17 protein-coding genes are annotated in these 21260 nt (G+C 32.7%); 10 read left to right on the top strand and 7 right to left on the bottom strand.

From position 1 onward, the window contains the following. The first annotated feature begins 205 nt into the window (after nucleotides 1-205). Both MYRA21_RS09365 and MYRA21_RS09360 read left to right on the top strand, forming a co-directional pair. Nucleotides 206-1210, top strand: a complete 1005-nt coding sequence (locus MYRA21_RS09365) for a GlxA family transcriptional regulator (RefSeq protein ID WP_036496596.1) — start codon at nucleotides 206-208, stop codon at nucleotides 1208-1210. Between the two features lie 102 nt (nucleotides 1211-1312). Further along, on the top strand, nucleotides 1313-1924 hold the full coding sequence (locus MYRA21_RS09360; RefSeq protein WP_039328896.1) for a DJ-1/PfpI family protein: 612 nt from the start codon (nucleotides 1313-1315) through the stop codon (nucleotides 1922-1924). 233 nt (nucleotides 1925-2157) lie between these two features. Here MYRA21_RS09360 and MYRA21_RS09355 read toward each other — a convergent pair whose 3' ends face one another. Together MYRA21_RS09355 and MYRA21_RS09350 are read right to left on the bottom strand one after the other, a co-directional pair. Continuing rightward, nucleotides 2158-2649 carry a hypothetical protein gene (locus MYRA21_RS09355; RefSeq protein ID WP_006260579.1) on the bottom strand — a complete coding sequence of 164 codons (492 nt, stop codon included), beginning with the start codon at nucleotides 2647-2649 and terminating at the stop codon, nucleotides 2158-2160. 450 nt (nucleotides 2650-3099) lie between these two features. Continuing rightward, nucleotides 3100-4335: an ABC transporter permease gene (locus MYRA21_RS09350; protein WP_016650225.1), complete on the bottom strand. Its 1236-nt coding sequence runs from the start codon at nucleotides 4333-4335 to the stop codon at nucleotides 3100-3102. A 7-nt stretch (nucleotides 4336-4342) separates the two neighbouring features. On the opposite strand from MYRA21_RS09350, the gene MYRA21_RS09345 reads away from it, so the two are divergent. The 7 genes from MYRA21_RS09345 to MYRA21_RS09315 all read left to right on the top strand — a co-directional run bounded on the left by MYRA21_RS09345 (nucleotide 4343) and on the right by MYRA21_RS09315 (nucleotide 15778). Continuing rightward, a complete protein-coding gene (locus MYRA21_RS09345) occupies nucleotides 4343-5560 on the top strand; it encodes an exo-beta-N-acetylmuramidase NamZ domain-containing protein (protein WP_006260577.1) in 1218 nt (405 codons plus the stop codon). A 58-nt stretch (nucleotides 5561-5618) separates the two neighbouring features. Next, entirely contained in the window at nucleotides 5619-7130 is a 1512-nt protein-coding gene (locus MYRA21_RS09340; RefSeq protein ID WP_006260576.1) for a histidine kinase, read from the top strand. 105 nt (nucleotides 7131-7235) lie between these two features. Continuing rightward, nucleotides 7236-9827, top strand: a complete 2592-nt coding sequence (locus MYRA21_RS09335; RefSeq protein WP_039328893.1) for a zinc-dependent metalloprotease — start codon at nucleotides 7236-7238, stop codon at nucleotides 9825-9827. 33 nt (nucleotides 9828-9860) lie between these two features. Next, complete coding sequence (locus tag MYRA21_RS09330; RefSeq protein ID WP_006260574.1) at nucleotides 9861-13220, top strand: SusC/RagA family TonB-linked outer membrane protein; 3360 nt, start codon at nucleotides 9861-9863, stop codon at nucleotides 13218-13220. A 13-nt stretch (nucleotides 13221-13233) separates the two neighbouring features. Beyond that, nucleotides 13234-14562 (top strand): RagB/SusD family nutrient uptake outer membrane protein, encoded by a 1329-nt coding sequence (locus MYRA21_RS09325; RefSeq protein WP_006260573.1) that lies wholly within the window; start codon nucleotides 13234-13236, stop codon nucleotides 14560-14562. A gap of 137 nt (nucleotides 14563-14699) precedes the next feature. Then, nucleotides 14700-15461, top strand: coding sequence for a LytTR family DNA-binding domain-containing protein (locus tag MYRA21_RS09320; RefSeq protein ID WP_006260572.1), 762 nt, complete (start codon nucleotides 14700-14702; stop codon nucleotides 15459-15461). A 110-nt stretch (nucleotides 15462-15571) separates the two neighbouring features. Beyond that, on the top strand, nucleotides 15572-15778 hold the full coding sequence (locus tag MYRA21_RS09315) for a hypothetical protein (protein WP_006257202.1): 207 nt from the start codon (nucleotides 15572-15574) through the stop codon (nucleotides 15776-15778). A 3-nt stretch (nucleotides 15779-15781) separates the two neighbouring features. On the opposite strand, the gene MYRA21_RS09310 is transcribed toward MYRA21_RS09315, so the two are convergent. Beyond that, nucleotides 15782-16279 (bottom strand): YkgJ family cysteine cluster protein, encoded by a 498-nt coding sequence (locus tag MYRA21_RS09310; protein ID WP_006257203.1) that lies wholly within the window; start codon nucleotides 16277-16279, stop codon nucleotides 15782-15784. Nucleotides 16280-16342: 63 nt separating this feature from the next. Between MYRA21_RS09310 and MYRA21_RS09305 the strand changes: the two genes are divergently transcribed. Then, entirely contained in the window at nucleotides 16343-17053 is a 711-nt protein-coding gene (locus tag MYRA21_RS09305; protein WP_006257204.1) for a bifunctional 2-polyprenyl-6-hydroxyphenol methylase/3-demethylubiquinol 3-O-methyltransferase UbiG, read from the top strand. 47 nt (nucleotides 17054-17100) lie between these two features. Here the strand turns inward: MYRA21_RS09305 and MYRA21_RS09300 are convergent, their stop codons facing one another. The 4 genes from MYRA21_RS09300 to MYRA21_RS09285 all read right to left on the bottom strand — a co-directional run bounded on the left by MYRA21_RS09300 (nucleotide 17101) and on the right by MYRA21_RS09285 (nucleotide 20940). Continuing rightward, nucleotides 17101-17505 carry a DUF2059 domain-containing protein gene (locus tag MYRA21_RS09300; RefSeq protein WP_006257205.1) on the bottom strand — a complete coding sequence of 135 codons (405 nt, stop codon included), beginning with the start codon at nucleotides 17503-17505 and terminating at the stop codon, nucleotides 17101-17103. Between the two features lie 39 nt (nucleotides 17506-17544). Continuing rightward, nucleotides 17545-18177 (bottom strand): 7-carboxy-7-deazaguanine synthase QueE, encoded by a 633-nt coding sequence (locus tag MYRA21_RS09295; RefSeq protein ID WP_006257206.1) that lies wholly within the window; start codon nucleotides 18175-18177, stop codon nucleotides 17545-17547. A 116-nt stretch (nucleotides 18178-18293) separates the two neighbouring features. Continuing rightward, on the bottom strand, nucleotides 18294-19949 hold the full coding sequence (locus tag MYRA21_RS09290; RefSeq protein ID WP_006257207.1) for a tetratricopeptide repeat protein: 1656 nt from the start codon (nucleotides 19947-19949) through the stop codon (nucleotides 18294-18296). Between the two features lie 34 nt (nucleotides 19950-19983). Next, the gene (locus MYRA21_RS09285) at nucleotides 19984-20940 is read right to left on the bottom strand and encodes a PstS family phosphate ABC transporter substrate-binding protein (protein ID WP_006260571.1); all 957 of its coding nucleotides are present in this window, start codon (nucleotides 20938-20940) and stop codon (nucleotides 19984-19986) included. Nucleotides 20941-21260 lie beyond the last annotated feature (320 nt).

Here is a 21260-nt window from a genome sequence, read left to right as displayed (position 1 = left end):
GAAGTAATTTAAATAACAAAACTCAAAATACAGTCAAACAAGCTTTTAACTGACAAAAATTAACATTTAAACTCAAATCAATCTAAATAAAACAATGACTCATTCCTTAATATATCTTCAATTATGGCAGAAAAAGTACGTTATGTGTCATTTATACATCATAAAGCCTTCTTACCTTTGTCTTATCATTAAACATGATAGCAGTATGAATACCCCACTACATCATATCGGATTTCTATTATTACCTCAAGTACAGCTACTGGACTTCGCAGGGCCGAGTGATGTATTCAATACTGCTAATCAAATCATGGTTCGCACAGCTACATCCGCACTTACTCAATATCAAATCCACTTAATCTCTGGAACAGTAGACAAAAGTGTACTTACTAGTGCAGGCATTAGTGTACAGTGTGATTATACCATTTATGACCAACATATTCCATTAGATACGTTACTCATCGCTGGGTCTAAGGCAGACCTAACGCATGACTATGATCCTGCTGTATTGCATTGGATAAAGGGAATACAACCTACTGTAAAGCGTATAGGTTCTATCTGTATAGGAGCTTTTTTACTAGCCAAAACAGGATTATTAACCAATAAAAAAGTAACTACACACTGGCAATATGCTAAAGTGCTTCAAGATACTTACCCTTCTATTCGACTGACCTATGATCACTTTTATATCAAAGATGACAATATCTATACTTCTGGAGGAATTACTTCTGGTATAGACTTAGCTCTAGCCTTAATAGAAGAGGACAATGGATATACCCTAGCCTCTGATGTATCACGATATCTAGTAGTAAATCTAAAAAGAACAAACACACAAGAACTCTATAGTACATTAATACCCACTGATATAGAACTAACTCCTTTAGTTAGAAAAGTAAAACAGTATATCACAGATCATCTAACTCAGCAAGCAGTGACTATTGCAGAACTTGCAGATCATGTCTATATGAGTGAACGCAACTTTTCTAGGGTATTTAAGAAAGAAACAGGAATGACTCCAGGTGCTTTTAATGACTGTGTGAGAATAGAATATGCTAAGCGTTTATTAGAATCTACAACTTACTCTATAGTAGAAATAGCTACTCAAGTAGGATATACTTCTGATCATGTATTTAGAAAAGCATTTGTCAAACTAGTCAAAGTCACTCCTACTCATTATAGAAGTGTTTTCCAATCTACGAGAATTAACCTTTAGCATTTAGTTACCCAACTAAATAATCACGAATAACCTAAGACAATACCGATATCGAAGCCAACCTTCGACAGATCTCCTATTGCCTTTTATCAACAGTAAAATATGACAACAACAAACCGCCCCCTTAATGTAGCCTTTATCATTTTTGATCAAGTAGAAGTACTTGATCTAAATGGTCCATTAGATGTATTCGTCAAAGCGAATGTACTTAAACCCAACAGTTATAATCATTACTTAGTCTCTGCTACGAAAGAAGTGGTCAAAACAGAAGCGAATACTACGCAAATAGTACAACAATACAGCTTCGAAGATTGTCCTACACCTGATATCATAGTGTTACCAGGAGCTAACCCTGACATCGTCATGAACTATCTACAAGACGAGTATTTTCAGAATACCTATACTTCTTGGATCATAAATCAACATCAGCAAGGTGCAATGTTATTTACAGTCTGTACAGGTAGTCTACTGATGAGTAATACGGATGTATTCGATGGCTTAGAGATAACGACACACTTTATGGCACTAGAGGCTCTTAAACAAGCTACCCCTAAAGCTAAAGTAATAACGGGTGTGCGCTATGTAGATCAAGATACTGTATTGACTACTGCAGGTATCACAGCAGGTATAGATGGTGCTCTATACTTAGTCAGCAAACAGCTTGGTGAAGAAATAGGTCAAACGATCACCCAATTATTTGAATACAAATCATAAAACCAAAAGGCGACTTAATTACTAAGTCGCCTTTTATAGCTTATCAAAAAAACGAATCCAGTCATGAACAATAAAACAATCATGATAACAGTCGAATTAAAATGACTGCCTTACAGTTTCTAATTTTCTTCTAGAATATACCCATTAATTTTAGCAGTATTGATTTGTACATCTAAGACATAATTCTGTAAATCAATAATCTACTCAACAATAGATTCCCTTCTACAATCTTTCTAACAATTAAACTTATTCTTAAAGAACTGTTTAAACAACTTCGCTTCTTCTTTTTGAGAAATAGGTAATTCATAACCTCCAGTGAAATTCACTATTTTTGTATTAACCTCTAGTACTTCAAATTCTATAGTACTCTTATCATTAAAAGAAAAAGAGAACACAACACCTAACATGATCAATTTAGCTTTCTTTAAATTCATATTCGTAACAAAGATAGGATCTCCATAGGTAGTTAATTCAGAGTCTATAGGTACGATAATAATCTCTCCTGTTCCCTTGTTAAAAGCGACCATATAGCTATAATAGGTAGTACGACTCGCTACTATATAATTAGAATGCTTACTAGTCTTACCATACACTATTGTATACTCTTCTACATCGTCTCGATTAAGTGCTTGTCTTAAAAAAGACTTCATCTTTAATTTCGTTTCTTTATTATCTTCTTCAGATCCAATAAAAAACTTTTTAATCATGTCCATGATTCCACTCATAGGTTTTCTTTTCTTTTAAATTCATATCTATCTTATGTTCATCCCTTATAGAACAACCTTAATTCTAGTAACAAACCGAATTATCGAACTCTAAAAACACCAACATAAAACTTATTTTTTAATAAAAAAAACAATCATTTTCTAAAATAAAAACGAAAACAAAAAAATAAAACACTTCTCCTTCTTAACACAAACTCTTTATAGACATACTATTACTCTTTCACTACCTACCTTACTATCTTCTTTTTAATGACTTCTAAGTACAACTAATATATATCCATAGTATCTCCGTTATTTAAGTCAAAAAAACGGACTCACTACGGACTCATAACGGACTCACTACGGACTTACCCCAAAACAAAATGCACTCACTCCAAAAGTAAAATAGCCTCTAATACTTCTGCAATAGAAGTACTAGAGGCTATGTATATATTTTAAAAATCCTTATTATTAATCGTAACGAATCGCTTTTATAGGGCTAATCTTAGTAATCATATACGATGGGATAAGCAATACTAAAAATGCAATGACTACTACTCCTAAATTTAATAAAAGCACATCGCTAAATCGAATCAAGACAGGGGCTTCTCTCACATAATATGCTGTAGAGTCTAACTTAATCAAACCAAAATACTGTTGTATATACAATAATCCTAATCCTATAAGATTACCATAAAGTAATCCTTTTACTATTAGGTAAGTCGCATTGTATAAAAACACTTTTCTAATCGTCCAGTTATCAGCACCCATGGCTTTTAATATTCCGATCATCTGTGTACGCTCTAGTATTAGTACTAATAAAGCTACTATCATATTAATAGACGCTACCGCAATCATAATAATAATGATAATCTTTATATTAAAGTCAAACATATCTATCCAACCAAATACATTGCTATACTTGTCTACAATAGTCTTACTGTCTACAGTAGAAGGTAAATTCACATAGAACTCTTGCCCTTTTTGTTCAATCTGATCAAAGCTATTTAAAACTACCTCAAATCCTCCTACCTCATTTGCCTTCCATCTATTCAGGCGCTGTACATGCTTTATATCACCTATTACAATATTTGCATCGAACTGCTGTAATGCCGAATTATATATCCCTACGATCTCAAACTGGCGAACATTTGGAATCTTATTTCCCCATTCTTTCATAAAGTAAGTCGTGATTTTATCCCCTACTTTAAAGTGCATTCTATCTGCTATATATTGAGACAGTAGTACTTCATTACTCATTCCATCAGCCGACTTCGGCAATCTCCCTTCTACTAGGTAATCCTTAATCTCGTTTAAATCATAAAGAGAGTCTACTCCTTTATAAATAATTCCCTCAAAAGAATCCTCTGTTCTTATAATACCAGCCTTAGAGGCATAAGACTGTATTTTCTTTACTCCTTCTATATTCTTAATATCATCAGACTGTACTACACTTACATCTATCGGCTTAAGTGTAATATCTGTAACATTACTATCATAATTAGTTATTACGATATGACCGCTAAAAGCTGAAATTTTATCTCTAATTTTGTATTTCAATCCTAAACCTGTTGCAACAGAGATAAGCATCATGATCATGCCTAATGCAATAGCTGTAATTGCAATTTTAATAATTGGTGCGGATACACTACTTTTATAGTTCTTAGTAGTGACAAGTCGTTTAGTTATAAAATATTCTAATTTCAAAATAAATATGATATCGAATTCAAGTTTCAAAAATACATTATTATTCTTAGTCTGTCTATTAGCACTAAGTGTTAATTTTAATACTTATGCAAAAAACACCTCTAATACACATGATAATAACAATACTATCTCAGTAGGAGCCGAACGATTATCTGCTTACTTTGAATTAGTAAAAGGCAAAAATGTAGGAGTACTGACTAACCAAACAGGAGTGATTAAGAATGCTGATGGTTCTTATACCTCTACAGTGGACTTCTTATTAGAAAACAAAGTGAATGTAAAGAAAATCTACGCTCCTGAGCACGGCTTTAGAGGTACAGCTGATGCTGGTGAACTAGTAAAAGATGGCAAGGATATGAAGACAGGCTTACCTATCATTTCTCTATATGGGAATAATAAAAAACCTTCTGCTGATCAATTAAAAAACATAGATATTATGTTATTTGATTTACAGGATGTAGGAGCGAGATTCTATACTTATATTTCTTCTCTACACTATCTAATGGAAGCGTGTGCAGAACAGAACATCCCTGTGATCGTATTAGACAGACCTAATCCTAATATCGCGATTATAGATGGTCCTACACTAGATATGAAGAATAAAAGCTTCGTAGGGATGCACCCTATTCCTGCGATGCATGGAATGACAATAGGAGAATATGCTAAAATGATCAATGGAGAGAAATGGTTAGCGAATGGAGTACAGTGTGACCTGACTGTAATCTCTGTAGATAACTATACTAGACAGATGAGCTACTCACTACCCGTAGCACCTTCACCTAATCTACCTAATGATCAGGCTATAAATCTATATGCTAGTTTATGCTTCTTCGAGGGGACTAATGTTAGCTCTGGTAGAGGGACAGACTTACAGTTTCAGGTATATGGTTCGCCTTTCTTAACGAAAATGCCTTACCAATTCACTCCTAAGCCTAACGCTGGTGCTAAAGACCCTATGAACAATGGTAAGCTGTGCTATGGAGAGAATTTGTCTAAAGAGCATAAGGTGTCTAAAATAGAACTAAAATGGTTGTTAAAAGCATACAATAGCTCTACGAATAAAGATAAATTCTTTACTAACTTCTTTATAAAACTAGCAGGTACTGCTGACTTAAAAGCGCAAATCACAGCTGGTAAAACAGAGAAAGAAATTCGTCAATCATGGCAAAGTGGGTTAGATAAATTTAAGATTACACGTCAGCCTTATTTACTATATCACAACTAACTTATAAACTTCAACAAAAACATTGAAGAACAAAATATTTATATCGCGCAAAACCTTTATGGCAATCGGAATCGTTATTCTAATGATTACGATAGGTGCTATATATATGTTGAGTTCTTCTATTAATCAGAGCAATGAAGACACTTATAAGTATATCACTTCTAAAAACTTTTATCAGAAGTTACGTTCGTTAGAACTAGAGTTTAATAAAATAGATCGTCATCTAAACTCTCTAGACTATATCACTAAAAACACTCCGATAGGTCAACTTTCTCTAAAGTATGAGACGCTTAATCAGATGTATAACCTAGATGGTGTAGTCTCTCTAAACTGGTACTTCAGAGTAAATCAGAACAATGAGATTATAGAGGCTCATATAGGAAGGGATAGAGAGATAGATAAGGATAATATATTCAATAAAATAATCTTAGCGAACCCTGATCATTCTCATAAAAACACTTTTGTAGAACAAAATGGTTTCCAATACTGGCTGATGTATCACAGTACGCCTATCGCCAATAACGAACGACTCATCTACGGTATCGTAGTAGATATGGCACTATACCATAAATACCTAACGAATATAGATGTGACGACACCGAACTACGCTTATATATTCACTAAAGACGGGCTATGCATTTACCATCCAGAAGATAGTCTGATGGGTAAAAATGTATTTGAGCTTAGTAACTTCTCTGCTCAAGATACCGTCCGAAAAACAGATCCTGCTAATCCTCCTATCGTTAACTCTGAGTACTTAAACTTAGAAGTATTCCGGTTTATCAGTCCTTTTAAATCCGAAAACTTCTCTGGTTATATTACAGTCAACTTTCCAAAGTTTAACGTAGATGATAATATCAAACCGATCAGACGCAATACGATTCTTATCTTTCTGACAACTGTAACTATTCTATTCTCTCTGTTTTATATCTTCAGTATGGCGAATAAGAAAGCCTATCTAGAGAAAGAGTTATTAGCTGTAGAAAATGAGAAGATTAGCAAAGAGAAAGCTTTAATTCAATTGCAACAATTAAAGAATCAGATCAATCCTCATTTCTTATTTAATTCGTTGAACTCTCTCTATATGCTCATAGAGCTAGAGCCTAAAACAGCACAGAAGTTTACATTAAATTTAAGTAAAACTTACCGTTACTTAATAACACCTCCTGCAGAAAACATTGTAGACATAGAGAATGAAGTAGAGTTTATAGAAAAGTATATCACGCTACAGAAAACTAGATTTACGAAAGAATTACACTTTGATTTACTCGATCAAAGAACAGAGAAATCACATCAAAAAATCCCGTTTTTAGGATTACAAATCTGTGTAGAAAATGCGCTTAAACACAATATAGCTACTACAGAACATCCTTTATTTATAGAGATATTAATCCATGATGATGAAGTAATTATCACGAATAATTATCAACCTAAAAAGACTACTTCAGAGAGTGAGCTTTTTGGTCTAAAATACTTAGATTCAATCTATAACTATTATAACGTTATCGGATACGAGACAAAATGTGAAGAAGGTAAATTTATTTGCATTTTGCCTTTGATCAAATGTTAAAGTTATCCACTCACTCCCCTATTCCATCCATTCACTCCCAAAAATTTTAAGCATAGAGGTAAGTCAGTTAGTTTTATAGTGACTTAATAATAACTTAACATAACAATGGATAAAAACACGGTTAAACTAAGTATCAGTGCTTTAATATTTTCTTACTGCCTGGCACAGGTACCACCAGCCTATGCTGCTAAGAAAAAGAACACCCCAAAAACTGAAAAAACAGTAACCACAGAAAAAGACTCAACAGATAGTAAAAAAAATAACTATGCTGACCTAATCAAAAAGGGAGTCTATACTAAAGGGATGTTTAATACGATTCAGGTAAAAACTGATATCTATTTTGAAATCCCAGACAGCTTACTAAACCGTCAATTTTTAATTGTTAATAAATTATCTCAGGTTCCTTTAGAAGTGAATGATGCTGGTGCAAATACTGGTATGAACTATGAGAATAAACTGATTACGTTTCACAAAGATACCATTGCAAAAAAAGTATGGGTTAAAACAATCACCCCAAGAGTTTCTTCTCCAGCTGATGATGCAATTACTAAATCAGTAAAAACAAACTTTATAGAATCAGTACTAGAAGTATTCGACATTGAAGCTCAAAGTCCAGACTCTACAGCTACTGTAATTAAAGTAAATAAAGTTTTTGACGGAAATCAAAAAAGTTTTAATGATGTATTAAATGGACTAGGTCTTCCTACGTCTATTAAAACAAACTTATCTTATATAGAGGGAGTAAAGACATTCCCTGAGAATATCGTAGTTAAATCCCTATTAACAACAAGTGTTAATGAAGGTTCTGGAGACTTACCTGTATCTTTAGGAGTAACGAGTAATATCGTATTACTATCAGAGAAACCGATGCAACCACGTATAGCTGATAAAAGAGTAGGTTACTTCACAGAGAAACATTGGTTCTTCAGTGATGCGCAACACAAAATGAAAGAACAAGAGTTCATCACGAAGTGGCGCATGGAACCAAAAGAAGAAGATGTAGAAAAATATTTAAGAGGTGAACTAGTAGAGCCTAAAAAACCAATCGTATACTATATAGACCCTGCTACTCCACCCCAATGGAGAGCTAAAATTATAGCAGGGGTACACGATTGGCAAGTAGCATTCGAAAAAGCTGGTTTTAAGAATGCAATTATTGCTAAAGAACCTACTGAAGAAGATAAAGATTTTGATATCGATGATGTACGCTATTCTGTAATAACGTATGCTGCATCTCCTAAATCTAATGCCATGGGACCATCTGTAATAGATCCTCGTAGTGGAGAGATTATCGAATCTGATATCATCTGGTGGCATAATGTAATGACTTCTGTACATAGCTGGATGCGTATACAGACAGGTCCTATTGATCCTAAGGCTAGAGCAAATAAGTTCACTGATGAACATATGGGAGAAGCTATACGCTTCGTATCATCTCATGAGGTTGGACACACTTTTGGTCTAAAACACAATATGGGTTCTTCTTATGCATTCCCTGTGGATTCTCTACGTTCAAAAGAATTCACTGATAAAATGGGAGGTACTGCTCCATCTATTATGGATTATGCTCGTTATAACTATGTAGCACAACCAGAGGATGGTGTAACTGCTATCACTCCGCAGATCGGTCTATATGACAAATATGCTATCGAGTGGGGTTACCGTTGGTATCCAAATCAAGAAGAAGAAAAAACTGCACTTCGCAAAATGATAGAAGATCATCAGGATGATCCTATGTATTTCTATGGAGAGCAACAAAGTTCACTAAACATCGTAGATCCTCGTTCTCAATCAGAAGATCTAGGAGATGATGCTATGAAAGCTAGTGAATACGGATTAAAGAATTTAAAAATAGTAGTAGATAATATTATTCCTTGGACATACGAAGAAGGAGAGGATTACTATGAAGCTGGTAAATTATACATGGGAGCTATAGGACAATGGCAAATGTATAATCAACATGTGTTAAACAATATCGGAGGGGTTTATTTAAACCATGCAGTATACGGAAACAACAAAAAAGCATACGAGCCTGTCCCTTACGAGAAACAAAAAAGAGCAGTAGAGTATTTGGCTAAAAATGCTTTACAGATTCCAACATGGTTGTTCTTTAATGAAGTAGTAGAAAACACATATAGCTTAAAAGACTCTCCTGTAGGTCCATTCGAATACTCACCATATTCGTTAGCTAGAGAACTACAATATTCTACTCTGTACTACACCCTAATGGATGAGCGTTTATTGCGCCTATTAGAAAATGAAGTACAACAAGTAGAATTAGGTAAAGAGAAAAACTTTACGATAAATGATTTGTTTTCAATGCTTAATAGTGAGATTTTTGCACCCACAAAAAAAGGAAAGAGTTTATCTATCCTAGAGCGTATGACTCAAAAGAACTATGTGGATGCTCTAATCATAGATGTAAACAAGCTATTCGAAAAGACTAGTAAAAAAGGTTTACTAACTGCGCACTCTCTTCAGTTCCCTACTCTATGTAATCATGTAGAAGAGGATAACAAGTTGAGAAACATTAATTACACTGTAATGAAGCGAGTATCAGAAGTTACTTCTTACAAGAAAAGTGAATTAATGAACATCAAAAACATTCTGAATAAAAAGAAAAATAACGGAGATAAAGCTACTCGTGCACACTATGCTGATCTAATCAATAGAATAAACGAAGCTTTAAATCTATAGAAATAAACTAACCCCAATTTTATTAAAGGAAACATGAAAAAACTTTTTCTCCTTTTCTCACTCCTTACTATTTCTCTTGCCTTCGCGCAAGAGAAAAGAGTGATCACTGGTCTTGTCCAAGATAGCGTGGACAAGCTAGGATTACCTGGTGCCTCAGTAATTGTAGAGACACAGACAGTGTCTAATGCTACATCACAAGCAGGTATCGTAGAAAGTACTAGTATTGGTACTATGACTGATTTTGATGGTAACTTTACCTTAGAAGTACCACAGGATACTAAAAGCATTCGTATCAGTTTTATCGGATATGAATCTAAATTAATCACTTTAAATACTAAAGGTCATTATGTAGTGACTTTAGGTGCTGATCCTGATATTTTAAACGAAGTGGTTATCACAGGATACCAAACAATCGAAAAAAGAAAACTTACATCATCAGTGGCTCAAGTGAGTATGGCTGAAATCAACCAAAATGGTGTAGCTAGTGTGGATCAGATGTTAGCTGGACAAGTAGCTGGTATGTCAGTAGTAAATCAAACAGGGTCTCCTGGAGCTCCTGCTAAGATTAGAATACGTGGTACGGCTTCATTAAATGGACCACAAGATCCATTATGGGTACTAGATGGTATGCCACTAGAAGGTAATGACGTACCTAACTTTAATGATAAAGATAATATCGATCAGCTACAAAACTTCTCTATTGCAGGATTAAACCCAGACGATATACAAGACATTACGATTCTAAAAGATGCTTCTGCTACTGCTATCTATGGTGCTAGAGCTGCTAATGGAGTAATCTTAATCACTACTAAAAAAGGTAAAAAAGGTGAGATGAAAGTAAACTTCACTGCTAATACCTTTGTGAATGAGAGACCTGATTTCAAGAAATTGAACTTAATGAACTCAGATCAAAAAGTTGACTTTGAATTAATGTTAGCAGGTAGATCTGATATCTATAACGATCGATCTAATCAAGGTGAAGTAATGCGTATCTTGAATGGAAGCAATGAATTAGATATGTATAGAAATGGTGGCTTTGATGCATTATCATCAGCTACTCAAGCTTCTATAAATAATCTTAGAAAAACTAACACAGACTGGGGAAAAGAAGTATTTCGCCCTACATTCAACCAACAGTATGGTTTAAGCTTATCTGGTGGTAATGATGTGTCTGATTATTACTTTTCTCTTGGATACTTTAACGAAGAAGGGACAACTATAGGTACTGGTTTTGAACGTTATAATATTACTTTAAAAAACAATTACCAAGTAAGTGATAAACTTAAAGTTGGTATTGGTTTATTCGGTACACAATCTAAAAAGAAAAACTTCGTAACAGATATTGATTCAAGTATCAATCCTGTAAATTATTCTAGAAATGCTAATCCATACTTATCTCCATATAACGAAGATGGAAGTTATATGTATGATAAAGATATCAGTGGGTTCAGTGATAGATATGTACCTTTTAACTTTGCAGAAGAAAGAGCAAATACAAGTTATGAATTAATAAATAAATCATTTAAAGCAGTATTTGATTTAGAGTATCAAATATTAAATGACTTAAAATTAACATCTCAATTAGGTCTTCAATTAGATAAAAACGATACTGAAAAATATTTAGGTAAAGAAACATACTCTACGCGTAAATTCAGAGAAGGAACTAGGTATTGGGATAGTAATGCTAAGGAATTTAAATACTTCTTACCTGATGGAGGTATTATAGAGAACTTTAATGATGATAGTTTCCAATACAACTGGAAAACACAGGCTACTTATAATGCAATCTTCAACGATATGCATGAAGTAGATGTAATGGCTGGTATGGAAATCAGAAAAACAGATAATACAATTATTAGATCTAAAGGATTTGGATATGATGCTCATACCCTAACCACTAAACCTATTATCTTCCCAGAAGGAAACGTTGATGCTACACAAAAGTTATATGAAACGTACAAAAAAACAAGAAATGAAAATGCATATGCTTCTTTCTTTGCTACTGCTTCTTATACCTTCAATAGAAAATATACAGTATTCGGAAGTGTACGTGCTGATGGATCTAACTTATTCGGTGTTGACCCTAAATATAGATATGTTCCACTATGGGCTGTATCTGGATCTTGGGATGTAACTAGAGAGAAGTTTATGGAAAACTTAGATTTTATAAGTAATCTTCGCTTACGTGCATCATATGGACTACAAGGTAATATTGATAGAACTACTTCTCCTTTCTTAATTGGAGACTATAGTACATCTACTATCTTACCTGGTTATCCAGAAAGCACAATTCAAATTAGTTCAGCTCCAAATGGAACATTGCGTTGGGAGAAAACAACGAATACAAACTTTGGTTTTGATTTAGGGTTATTCAACAATAGAATATCGATAGCTGTAGATGCTTATAACAGAAAAAGTACAGACTTAATCGGTTTAAGAGCACTTCCTTTAGAGACTGGATTTGAGTGGACAAATATGAACTGGGCTCAAGTAACAAATAAAGGATATGAGATTGCTATTACAACTAGAAATATCTCTACACCAGACTTCTCTTGGACAACTACATTCAACTTCGCTCGTAACAAGAGTAAAGTAGACAAAATACAAGTATTCGATACTGAAACGTTACCATCAAGAGAAGGATTACCTGTTAACTCTGCTTTCGTTATTAAAACAGCTGGTTTTGATGATAAAGGGAACTTATTATTCTGGAAAGATGGTGCTAAAGTAAGCGGAACTGAGTTCTTTAAATTAAGTGACCCTATGGCTGACTTTATGCCAGGTTATATGGTTCAATCAAGTTTAACAAATGAAGAATATAGAGACTTATTCACTTATGCTGGTGATAGAGATCCTAAATTTACTGGAGGTCTTATCAACACAGTAAGAATCAAAAATTTTGATCTAACAGTGTCTGCTGCCTTTAACTTAAAACAAACTGTGCAAGCAACACCTTCATACAATATGGCTAAAGTAGACCCAGGAAGAAATTATACTACTGATCTATTAAATACCTGGACCCCTAATAACCCTAATGCAACATTACCTGGAATTATTGGAAATGATTATAATGGGAACTACACAGATAATGACAACTGGATGTTAGCAAAATGGTTTGATGGAGGTGATCATGGAAGTTCATATAAACATTTAGACATTTGGACTAAAGAAATTAGTTATATCCGAATCAGTAGTATTCGTTTAGGATATACTCTACCAAAGGATCTATTAAAAAAGATGAGAATAGACAATGTACGTTTTACAGTTGAAGGACGTAACTTATTTGTATTTGGAACGAATTACAATGGCTATTTCGATCCAGAGACTTATGGTAATATTTATACTCAACCTATTCAAAAGTCGTTCACTTTAGGGTTAAACGTTACTTTCTAAAAACAGACTAATCATGAAAAAATTAATATTAATACTTAGTAGTTTATTCTTTGGGTTAACAACTGTTAGTTGTGATAGCTTTTTAGATATAGAACCAGAAGGAAAAATCATACCTAAGACAACTGAGGATTACAGAAAGCTGATGACTACAGCATACTTCAACTATCCTAAACATAAATCAACTAGTAATTTCCGTACTGATGAAGTAAGGATAGTTATGGATGAGGGATCAACAAACTTTATTTCTGTAAAAGACATCTACTCATTCCAAGATGTTAATCCTCATAAACAAACTAAGAGCTTTGGTTACTCACAGTTTTATAAATCAATCTTCTATACAAATGATTTGATTAATAATGGAGTAAATACCATGCAAGCTGGAGATCAAAAAGAACAGTTGTTAGGAGAAGCTTACGGGTTAAGAGCTTTAGCATATTTTGACCTTGTAAATTTATATGCAAAACCATATAACAAAGCTACTGCTTCAACGGATTTGGCAATCGTAATATATCTTGAACATGATATTGAAGAGCGCAAAAAGAAATCGACTATGGCAGAAGTTTATGCTCAGATTCATTCAGATATTGACAATGCTAAAAAGCATCTAAAAGTAACTATTTATGAAGCAGGGCAAAATTATCGTTTCACAGTAGCCGCAATATACGCTTTAGAAGCAAAAGTAAATCTATATCAAAAAGAATACGAAGCAGCTCTTATAAGTGTAGATAAAGCTTTACAATACAAAAGTACATTAGAGGACTTAAATAAAGATCCTAAAACGTCTGTTGCTAGTTTTAAATCAGTAGAATCAATATTAGCTTTAGAAGAAGGCCTTGATTCTGAATTAAAGCCTACAGCATTACTTTCTGATGAGCTTTACAATCTTTTTGATAGAGAAAATGATCTTCGCTTTAATGCTTCTTTCGAACTTGCAAAAGGATCTTACATTAGCAAAAAAACGGGGACAGCTGAAATGAAAGCTTCATTCCGTACTGCTGAATTATATATGATTAAAGCTGAAGCATTAGGTCATTTAAATAGATTATCTGAAGCGAAAAGCGCAATTGAGAAATTGATAGTTAGTAGATATAAGCCAGAAGCTGCTGCAAAGGTAATACAGCAACTTTCTGGTTTAGATCAAAAAGGCTTTATCTCTTTTATACTTGAAGAAAGAAATAAAGAGTTCGCTTTAGAAGGTCACAGATGGTTTGACTTAAGACGTTTACATCAAAAGCAAATCATTCATAAATTTGGAGAAGACACGTTTATTTTAACTGAAAATGATTTGAGATATACGTTGCCTTTCCCATTAGAAGCAAGAGAAAACAACCCAAATCTATAGTCTTCGCCAGACTCATAACCAAAAAAGCCACTCGATATGAGTGGCTTTTTTAATATCCTCCATCCGTTCTTATAGCCTAAAGCTCTACTTGCTAAGTATAAATTATATTTTATACTTTTGTACAAATTTATCACCACATGAAAATTGCTATAGTAGAAGACGAAAGCTTAGCTTCAAATTACTTACATTCTTTGCTTTTAAAACAAGAGCACCTTTCTATAGATGATATAGTTATCTTATCATCTGTAAAGGAAGCTACTGCCTTCTTTTTAGCAAATAAAGTTGATTTGATTTTCATGGATATCCATTTAGGTGATGGAAAGAGTTTAGAAATATTCGAACATATAGAGATAAAAACACCTATTATCTTTATTACTGCTTATGATTCTTATGCTATACAAGTGTTTAAGCAGTTCACGATTGACTACATACTGAAACCATTTACTAGTGAAGAATTAGATGATGCTCTAATTAAGTTTAAAGAGATTAGTAAACAATTTGAGATTGCTCCAACATTAGATAGTTTAGCTAAAATAGAAAATGGGAATGATTCTTCAATCAAAGAACGTTTTCTAGTAAATAATGGACATAAACTAAAGTCTATAGAAAAAGATCAAATAGCGTACTTTGTTGCTTCTGGTAAACATTTATTCCTGTATACTTTTGATAACAATTCATACATCTATGATGATACAATAAAAGATATTATTAGTAAACTAGATAGTAAAACCTTCTTCAAAATAAATAGAAAGTATATCATTAATATAAAATCAGTAGCTGATATTATTAAACATAATAGTCAAAAAATAGAACTTAAGATTACTCCAAACCCTGAAGATGAGTCTCCTATTTTAGTAAGTAAAAACCAAATACTAGATCTTAAAACTTGGTTGAGTTAATTATTCATACACTCATTATTATAAAGGCTAAATTTTCTAATACTTTTAAGATAACTCAGTACTTATAATTGTTATATTTGAGATAACACAATAACATAAACTAAAAAAATATGGATTTAGGTGAGCGCTTAATCAACTTTGTTGATACGATATTAGATATGTTTAACGCTATAAAAGGTTATTTAGAAAATGCTGTAGCTTTTTTTGAAAAACTAAAAAACAAAATCTTAGAACTTCTAGAGTATTTTACTGAACAAGTAGAAGACATCACAGAAGAAAACTTGAAAGCATTAGAAGAAGAGCACTTCTTCATCTAATACTTATTTTAATATAATTCGTCTCTTCATCTCCTCTACTACTTCATAAGCAGCAGGACATATCGCTACATTTTTAAGTGTAAGATTAGATATCTGATTAAACTTCTTTCTATCTGTGTGAGGATATTCACGACATGCTTTAGGTCGAACTTCATATATCATACAGTAATTTTCATTATCTAAAAATGTACAAGGGAGACTCTGTAAGACATAATCACGATCCTCATCGATATATAGGTATTTATCTATAAATTGCTGAGGTTTCATTTTTAAATGCTTAGCGATACGTTCTATATCCGCATTCGTAAAAAGAGGTCCAGTTGTTTTACAACAATTAGCACAACTCAAACAATCTGTTTTCTTAAACACATTGTCATGTATTTCTTGCATTTGATAATCTAAATCTTTAGGTGCTTTCTTTTTTAGTTTATCAAAATACTTTTTATTTTCATTATGCTTATCTTTGGCCAACTTGGGAAGTTGTGAAAGTGTTTTATCCATTTGTATTCTTTTGGATACAAAATTACAACAACTCTACTTTAATTTTAAAAGAAAGATTAAATAATGAAAGACCTTTTAGGAAAAGCTATTTTAGATTTTCAGACAAATAATCATCCACAGAATGTAATCACCGAAACAGATATCTCTGAAGCAGAAGAAATGGATATTGCTTATCTATTTAGAAGTTATAAAGAGATGCCAAAGATCGAACAGAAGGCTCTTAACCTAGCTAAAGGAAGAATACTTGACGTAGGATGTGGGGCTGGTACTCACTCTTTTTATCTACAAGAAAAAGGAGCTGATGTAAAAGCTATAGATATTTCTCCTAACTCTATAGAAGCTTGTAAACTAAGAGGAATCAAAAATACATCAGTTCAAAATTTACTAGATTTAACAAACGAAAAATTCGATACCATTCTACTATTAATGAACGGTACAGGTATCTTCGGAAGATTAATAAATACAACTAAGTATCTACAGCATTTAAAATCTTTATTAAACCCTGGTGGGCAAATACTAATTGATAGTTCTGATTTAATCTATATGTTTGATGAAGACGAAGATGGAGGTAAATGGATACCAATGGAAAATAAAGATTATTATGGAGAATTAACCTTTACTGTTGAATACAAAGGAGAAATTGATGATCCCCTTGAATGGCTTTATCTTGATTATAACACACTCCAAAACGCTGCTCATAGCAATGGACTAGAATGCGAACTTATTACAGAAGGTGATAACTATGATTATCTAGCAAGACTAAGTATTCAATAAATCGAACAATAAAAAAAGCTCTATGTTTTCACACAGAGCTTTTTTTATTATTCTTGCATATACTTCATCATAATACCTTGTAGTCCTACTGCCCACTCCTCACCAACTTTTTGACCTTTTTCAAAAAGCACTTCACTCTTATCACTAAGTTTTTTACCTACTGGAGACTCATAAAACTGTATAAGTTGCTTAACATCCTCATGACTAAATTCTGTCATATACATCTCTGCCATCTTATCTACTAAAACAACCATGCTTGCTTTTAATTCTTTTTCAAAATCTGCACGTTTAGTTTCCTCTACATTTAATGACAATTCTTTAGTTAACAATTCAAACGTCTTTAATTGTCCGCTCAAATCCATATACTTTTTAGTATCAGCTTTAAATGCATCTTGTGCAAAAGAAAACTGAGCTACTAATACCATTGCAAAAGCAAGTATTATTTTTCTCATAGTTTTTATTTTTAAACCTTCTTGTAAATTTAAAGCTATTTAAGGAATATCCAAATATTTATGTGTTTGAACAGAAATTTTCCACTTAGGGTTTTTCTTTACATAATCAACAATAAGAGGATTCATCTCAGCGCGTTTACTCCACTCCACTTGTAATAACAACAGTGCATCTTTATTAACTCTTGCTGCTTGCTCTTCTGCAAAAATGAAGTCATGCTTATTGTATATCACTACTTTTAATTCATTTGCTGCGTCATACACACTTTGAGTTGGTAATTTATTCTTTTTAGGAGATAAACATATCCAATCAAAATCACCTGTTAAATCATAAGCACCAGACGTTTCAATATTCGTTTGTAGACCCGCTTTCTTTAATTCGGCTGTAATTACATCTAAGTTATACATCAAAGGCTCTCCTCCTGTTATAACAGCTAAATTAGCTTCTTTACCAGCACGTGACACTATCTGTTGAACATCAGTTAAAGGATGTAATTCAGCGTCCCAACTCTCTTTTACATCACACCAATGACATCCAACATCACACCCACCTAATCTAATAAAATACGCTGCATGACCAGAATAAAATCCTTCACCTTGAATAGTATAAAACTCTTCCATTAGAGGTAATATTCTCCCTTCATCTAATGCTTCTTTATCGTAATCTTTCGTCATTTTACTTTTTACATTAAGACAGCAAAGATAAACGATAATAACATTCTAATAAGCAATAACAAAAAAAACTCAACTGTAAAATAACAATTGAGTTTTCTTGATATTTAATATTCTAATTATTGTAATGCTTTAATAGTGTTTTTTGCAAACTCATTTTGAGGATCTAACTCTAATACTTTATTAAAGAACTTAATAGATTCTGTATTCTCTTCTTGATTTGCATGATAAGTTGCTAATGAAGTATATGCTTCTATTACTCTGTCTTTATTATCGGCTTTATCTAAATCACCTGCTTCTGTAAGCTGTTTTATAAAGCCAGAATACGCTTCATATACTTTTTTATAAGCCTCATCGCCTTTAATAAGACGGTTAGTTCTAGCTTTAAAGAAATAAGCTTCAGCTAACTTTACATCACCTTCAATAGCTATTGCAAAATATTTATCAGCTTCTTTCAAAGATTGTTCATTATTCCCACTCTCATCATCTCTTCCTAATACATAATAACAATATCCTGCGTAATAATTATCGTACACATAGTTACTTTGTCCTTTAATACCTCCTGAAATCACAAATACATCAATAGCTTCTTTTAGGTTATTCTTTCTGAATAATTCTAGGCCTAATGCATGGAATTCTTCTGCTACTTCTGGATCTACTTTGATAGCTTGTTTTAAACTTTCTATGCCTTTAGCATAATATCCATTGTTCTCCTTAGCGATATTCAAGTAACTAACACCTAAATATAGATGATCTCTACCAATAGTTTTTTTCGCTTTTGAAATATACTTTTCTAAACCTTCTACAGCTACAGCATAATTAGCATTATGGTATCCAGCATAACCTAAGTATCTAAAAATACGATTATTCACTCCTTCTTCATTCTTAAGAGAATTAGCTAAGCTTTCTAATTTTGTGTACTCTCCTGTTACCAAAAGAAAATCAGCATACTTCATTCTTGCCTCAAGAGAGTTATCTGATGCACTGATATACTTTTGAAAATACTCTTCAGCTTTAACCATATTTTCCTCTTTTTTAGAACTATCCTGAACAGACCATAAATAGTAACTATCAGCAATTTCTCTTAATGCAGGAGCATACTTTGGATTAACAGCTAAAATCTCTTCACATGCTTTTATAGCCTCAGCAAAACCACGACCTCTTTTAGTGATGATAGCCAATTGTAATTTAGCATCTAGCAGTGACTCATCATAAGATATCGCGTTTCTAAATGCAGAAAAAGCCTCATTAAAATTATTTTCAGCCAAATAAGCCTTACCTAAGATATTGTAAGCATTTGCATTAGTATAATCAGCATTAATAACATCTTGAGCTATTGCTATCGCTTCTTTTGGTAATTTATTCTCTGAAGAAATATAAGCTGAAGCAACTAATAACTTTTCATCATAATCCTTTTTTCGAATACTACTTAAAGCTTTATCAAAATTCTCCTTCGCTAAGGATACATTGTTTTCTTCCAAGGCTAACTGTCCTAATCCAATGTAATTAAGAAAACCTTTACTCTTAATTGCTATACCCTTCTCAAAATAAGAGCGAGCAGATTCTACTTCATCTTCTAGTAAGAACACATCCCCTAGATAATAGTAGTTCTTACCATCATTAGGTTTACTTTCAACTAAAGACTTTAAAATAGCCTTTGCTTTATCATATTGTTCATCCTGAATAGCCTTCTTTGCTGTTTCTAAGTCTTGAGCAAAGCTAGTCGCACTAATTAGAGCTATTGCAAGTAATGATTTTAGATTTCTTTTATTCATAATCTAGATATATAATTTGATTTAACGATTTTTCTTATATTTCCTTTCTCACGTTTAATTCTCTAGGAGGAACTTTAAATGGTACTAGATTTGATTTTAAAACAATTCTCTGTCCTTTATATCCAGCGATATAAGAAGCATATCCAACACCCAAACCAGACTTCCCTTGAATATCTACCACATAAAGATCCCTAATTAATGGATAGGTACCTTCCGCGATATTATTTTGTGATGGCTTATAATACTTACCATCCTTAACATTCTTAACTGATAGTACTTTTAATTGAGCTAGTTTCTCTTCTAATTCTACAGTTGGCTGAGTAAGCCAATTCAATCCAATAACACCTATCGCATCAGAATTCTTACTAACATAATCAATCACACTTTCAGTATCACCACCAAAGTATGCATAGTCCTTCGCGAACTCTTTTACATTAGCCTTTTCTTTGAAAGTTGAAACTATACTAGAGTTAACATTATCAAATACAAGTATATGATTACCTCTTTGTTCAGAATTAGGTTTTTGCAAATTACTTAACACCTGCTCATAATCAATAATACTGTCATTAAAAACCTTACTTGTTACAAAAACTATTGCATCTGTTGCAAAATGAGTCATCTTAGGTTTTACTCTACCTTTAAAGTGTTCAACTTCTTTATCTGTAAGTTTACGAGGTAATACAGCTACACGAATAGAATCATTCATTAGCATATTCAATACTTCACCTTCTGATTTTCTAACCAAATCAACCTTTACTCTGTTATACTCATACATAAATATTTCATTCACTTCATTCGCTATTGGATAAACTGATTCATCAACAAGAATACGTGTATAACCAGAAACTGGTGTTTCATCTAATGCTTTATAATCTATCTCAACATTACTTTGAGTAGATTGTACTTCTTTCTTTTTACACTGTATGAAAACAACTGAAAATGCAGTAAAAGCCAAAACATAGCTTAAAACTCTAAAACTTCTTTTTATCATTTAATAAGTAGTATCTAAAAAATCTTATTCCATAAAGATAGAAAAAACAAATAACTTCCATTGTTAAGATTTGAACAAAAAAGAAAGCCGCTAAAAGCGGCTTCATATTTTAAGAATCATTCTTGATTCCAAAGTCTTATAAATCTAAATACTCCATACACAATTAATAGTCCTCCAAAAAGCATTCTATGTGTGTATTCAAGGGCTATAGGCATATTATCCCAAAACAAAAACATGCAACCTAATCCTAAATAAAGTAAAAAGAAGCATAGTCCGAAAACAAACAGAAATCGCTGTACTAGCGATTTCTGTTGAAATTT

The organism is Myroides sp. A21, from assembly GCF_000807225.1.
Lineage (GTDB): Bacteria > Bacteroidota > Bacteroidia > Flavobacteriales > Flavobacteriaceae > Flavobacterium > Flavobacterium odoratimimum.
Note: the sequence above shows the minus strand (reverse complement) of the source record. Positions and strands in the feature narration are given on the sequence as shown.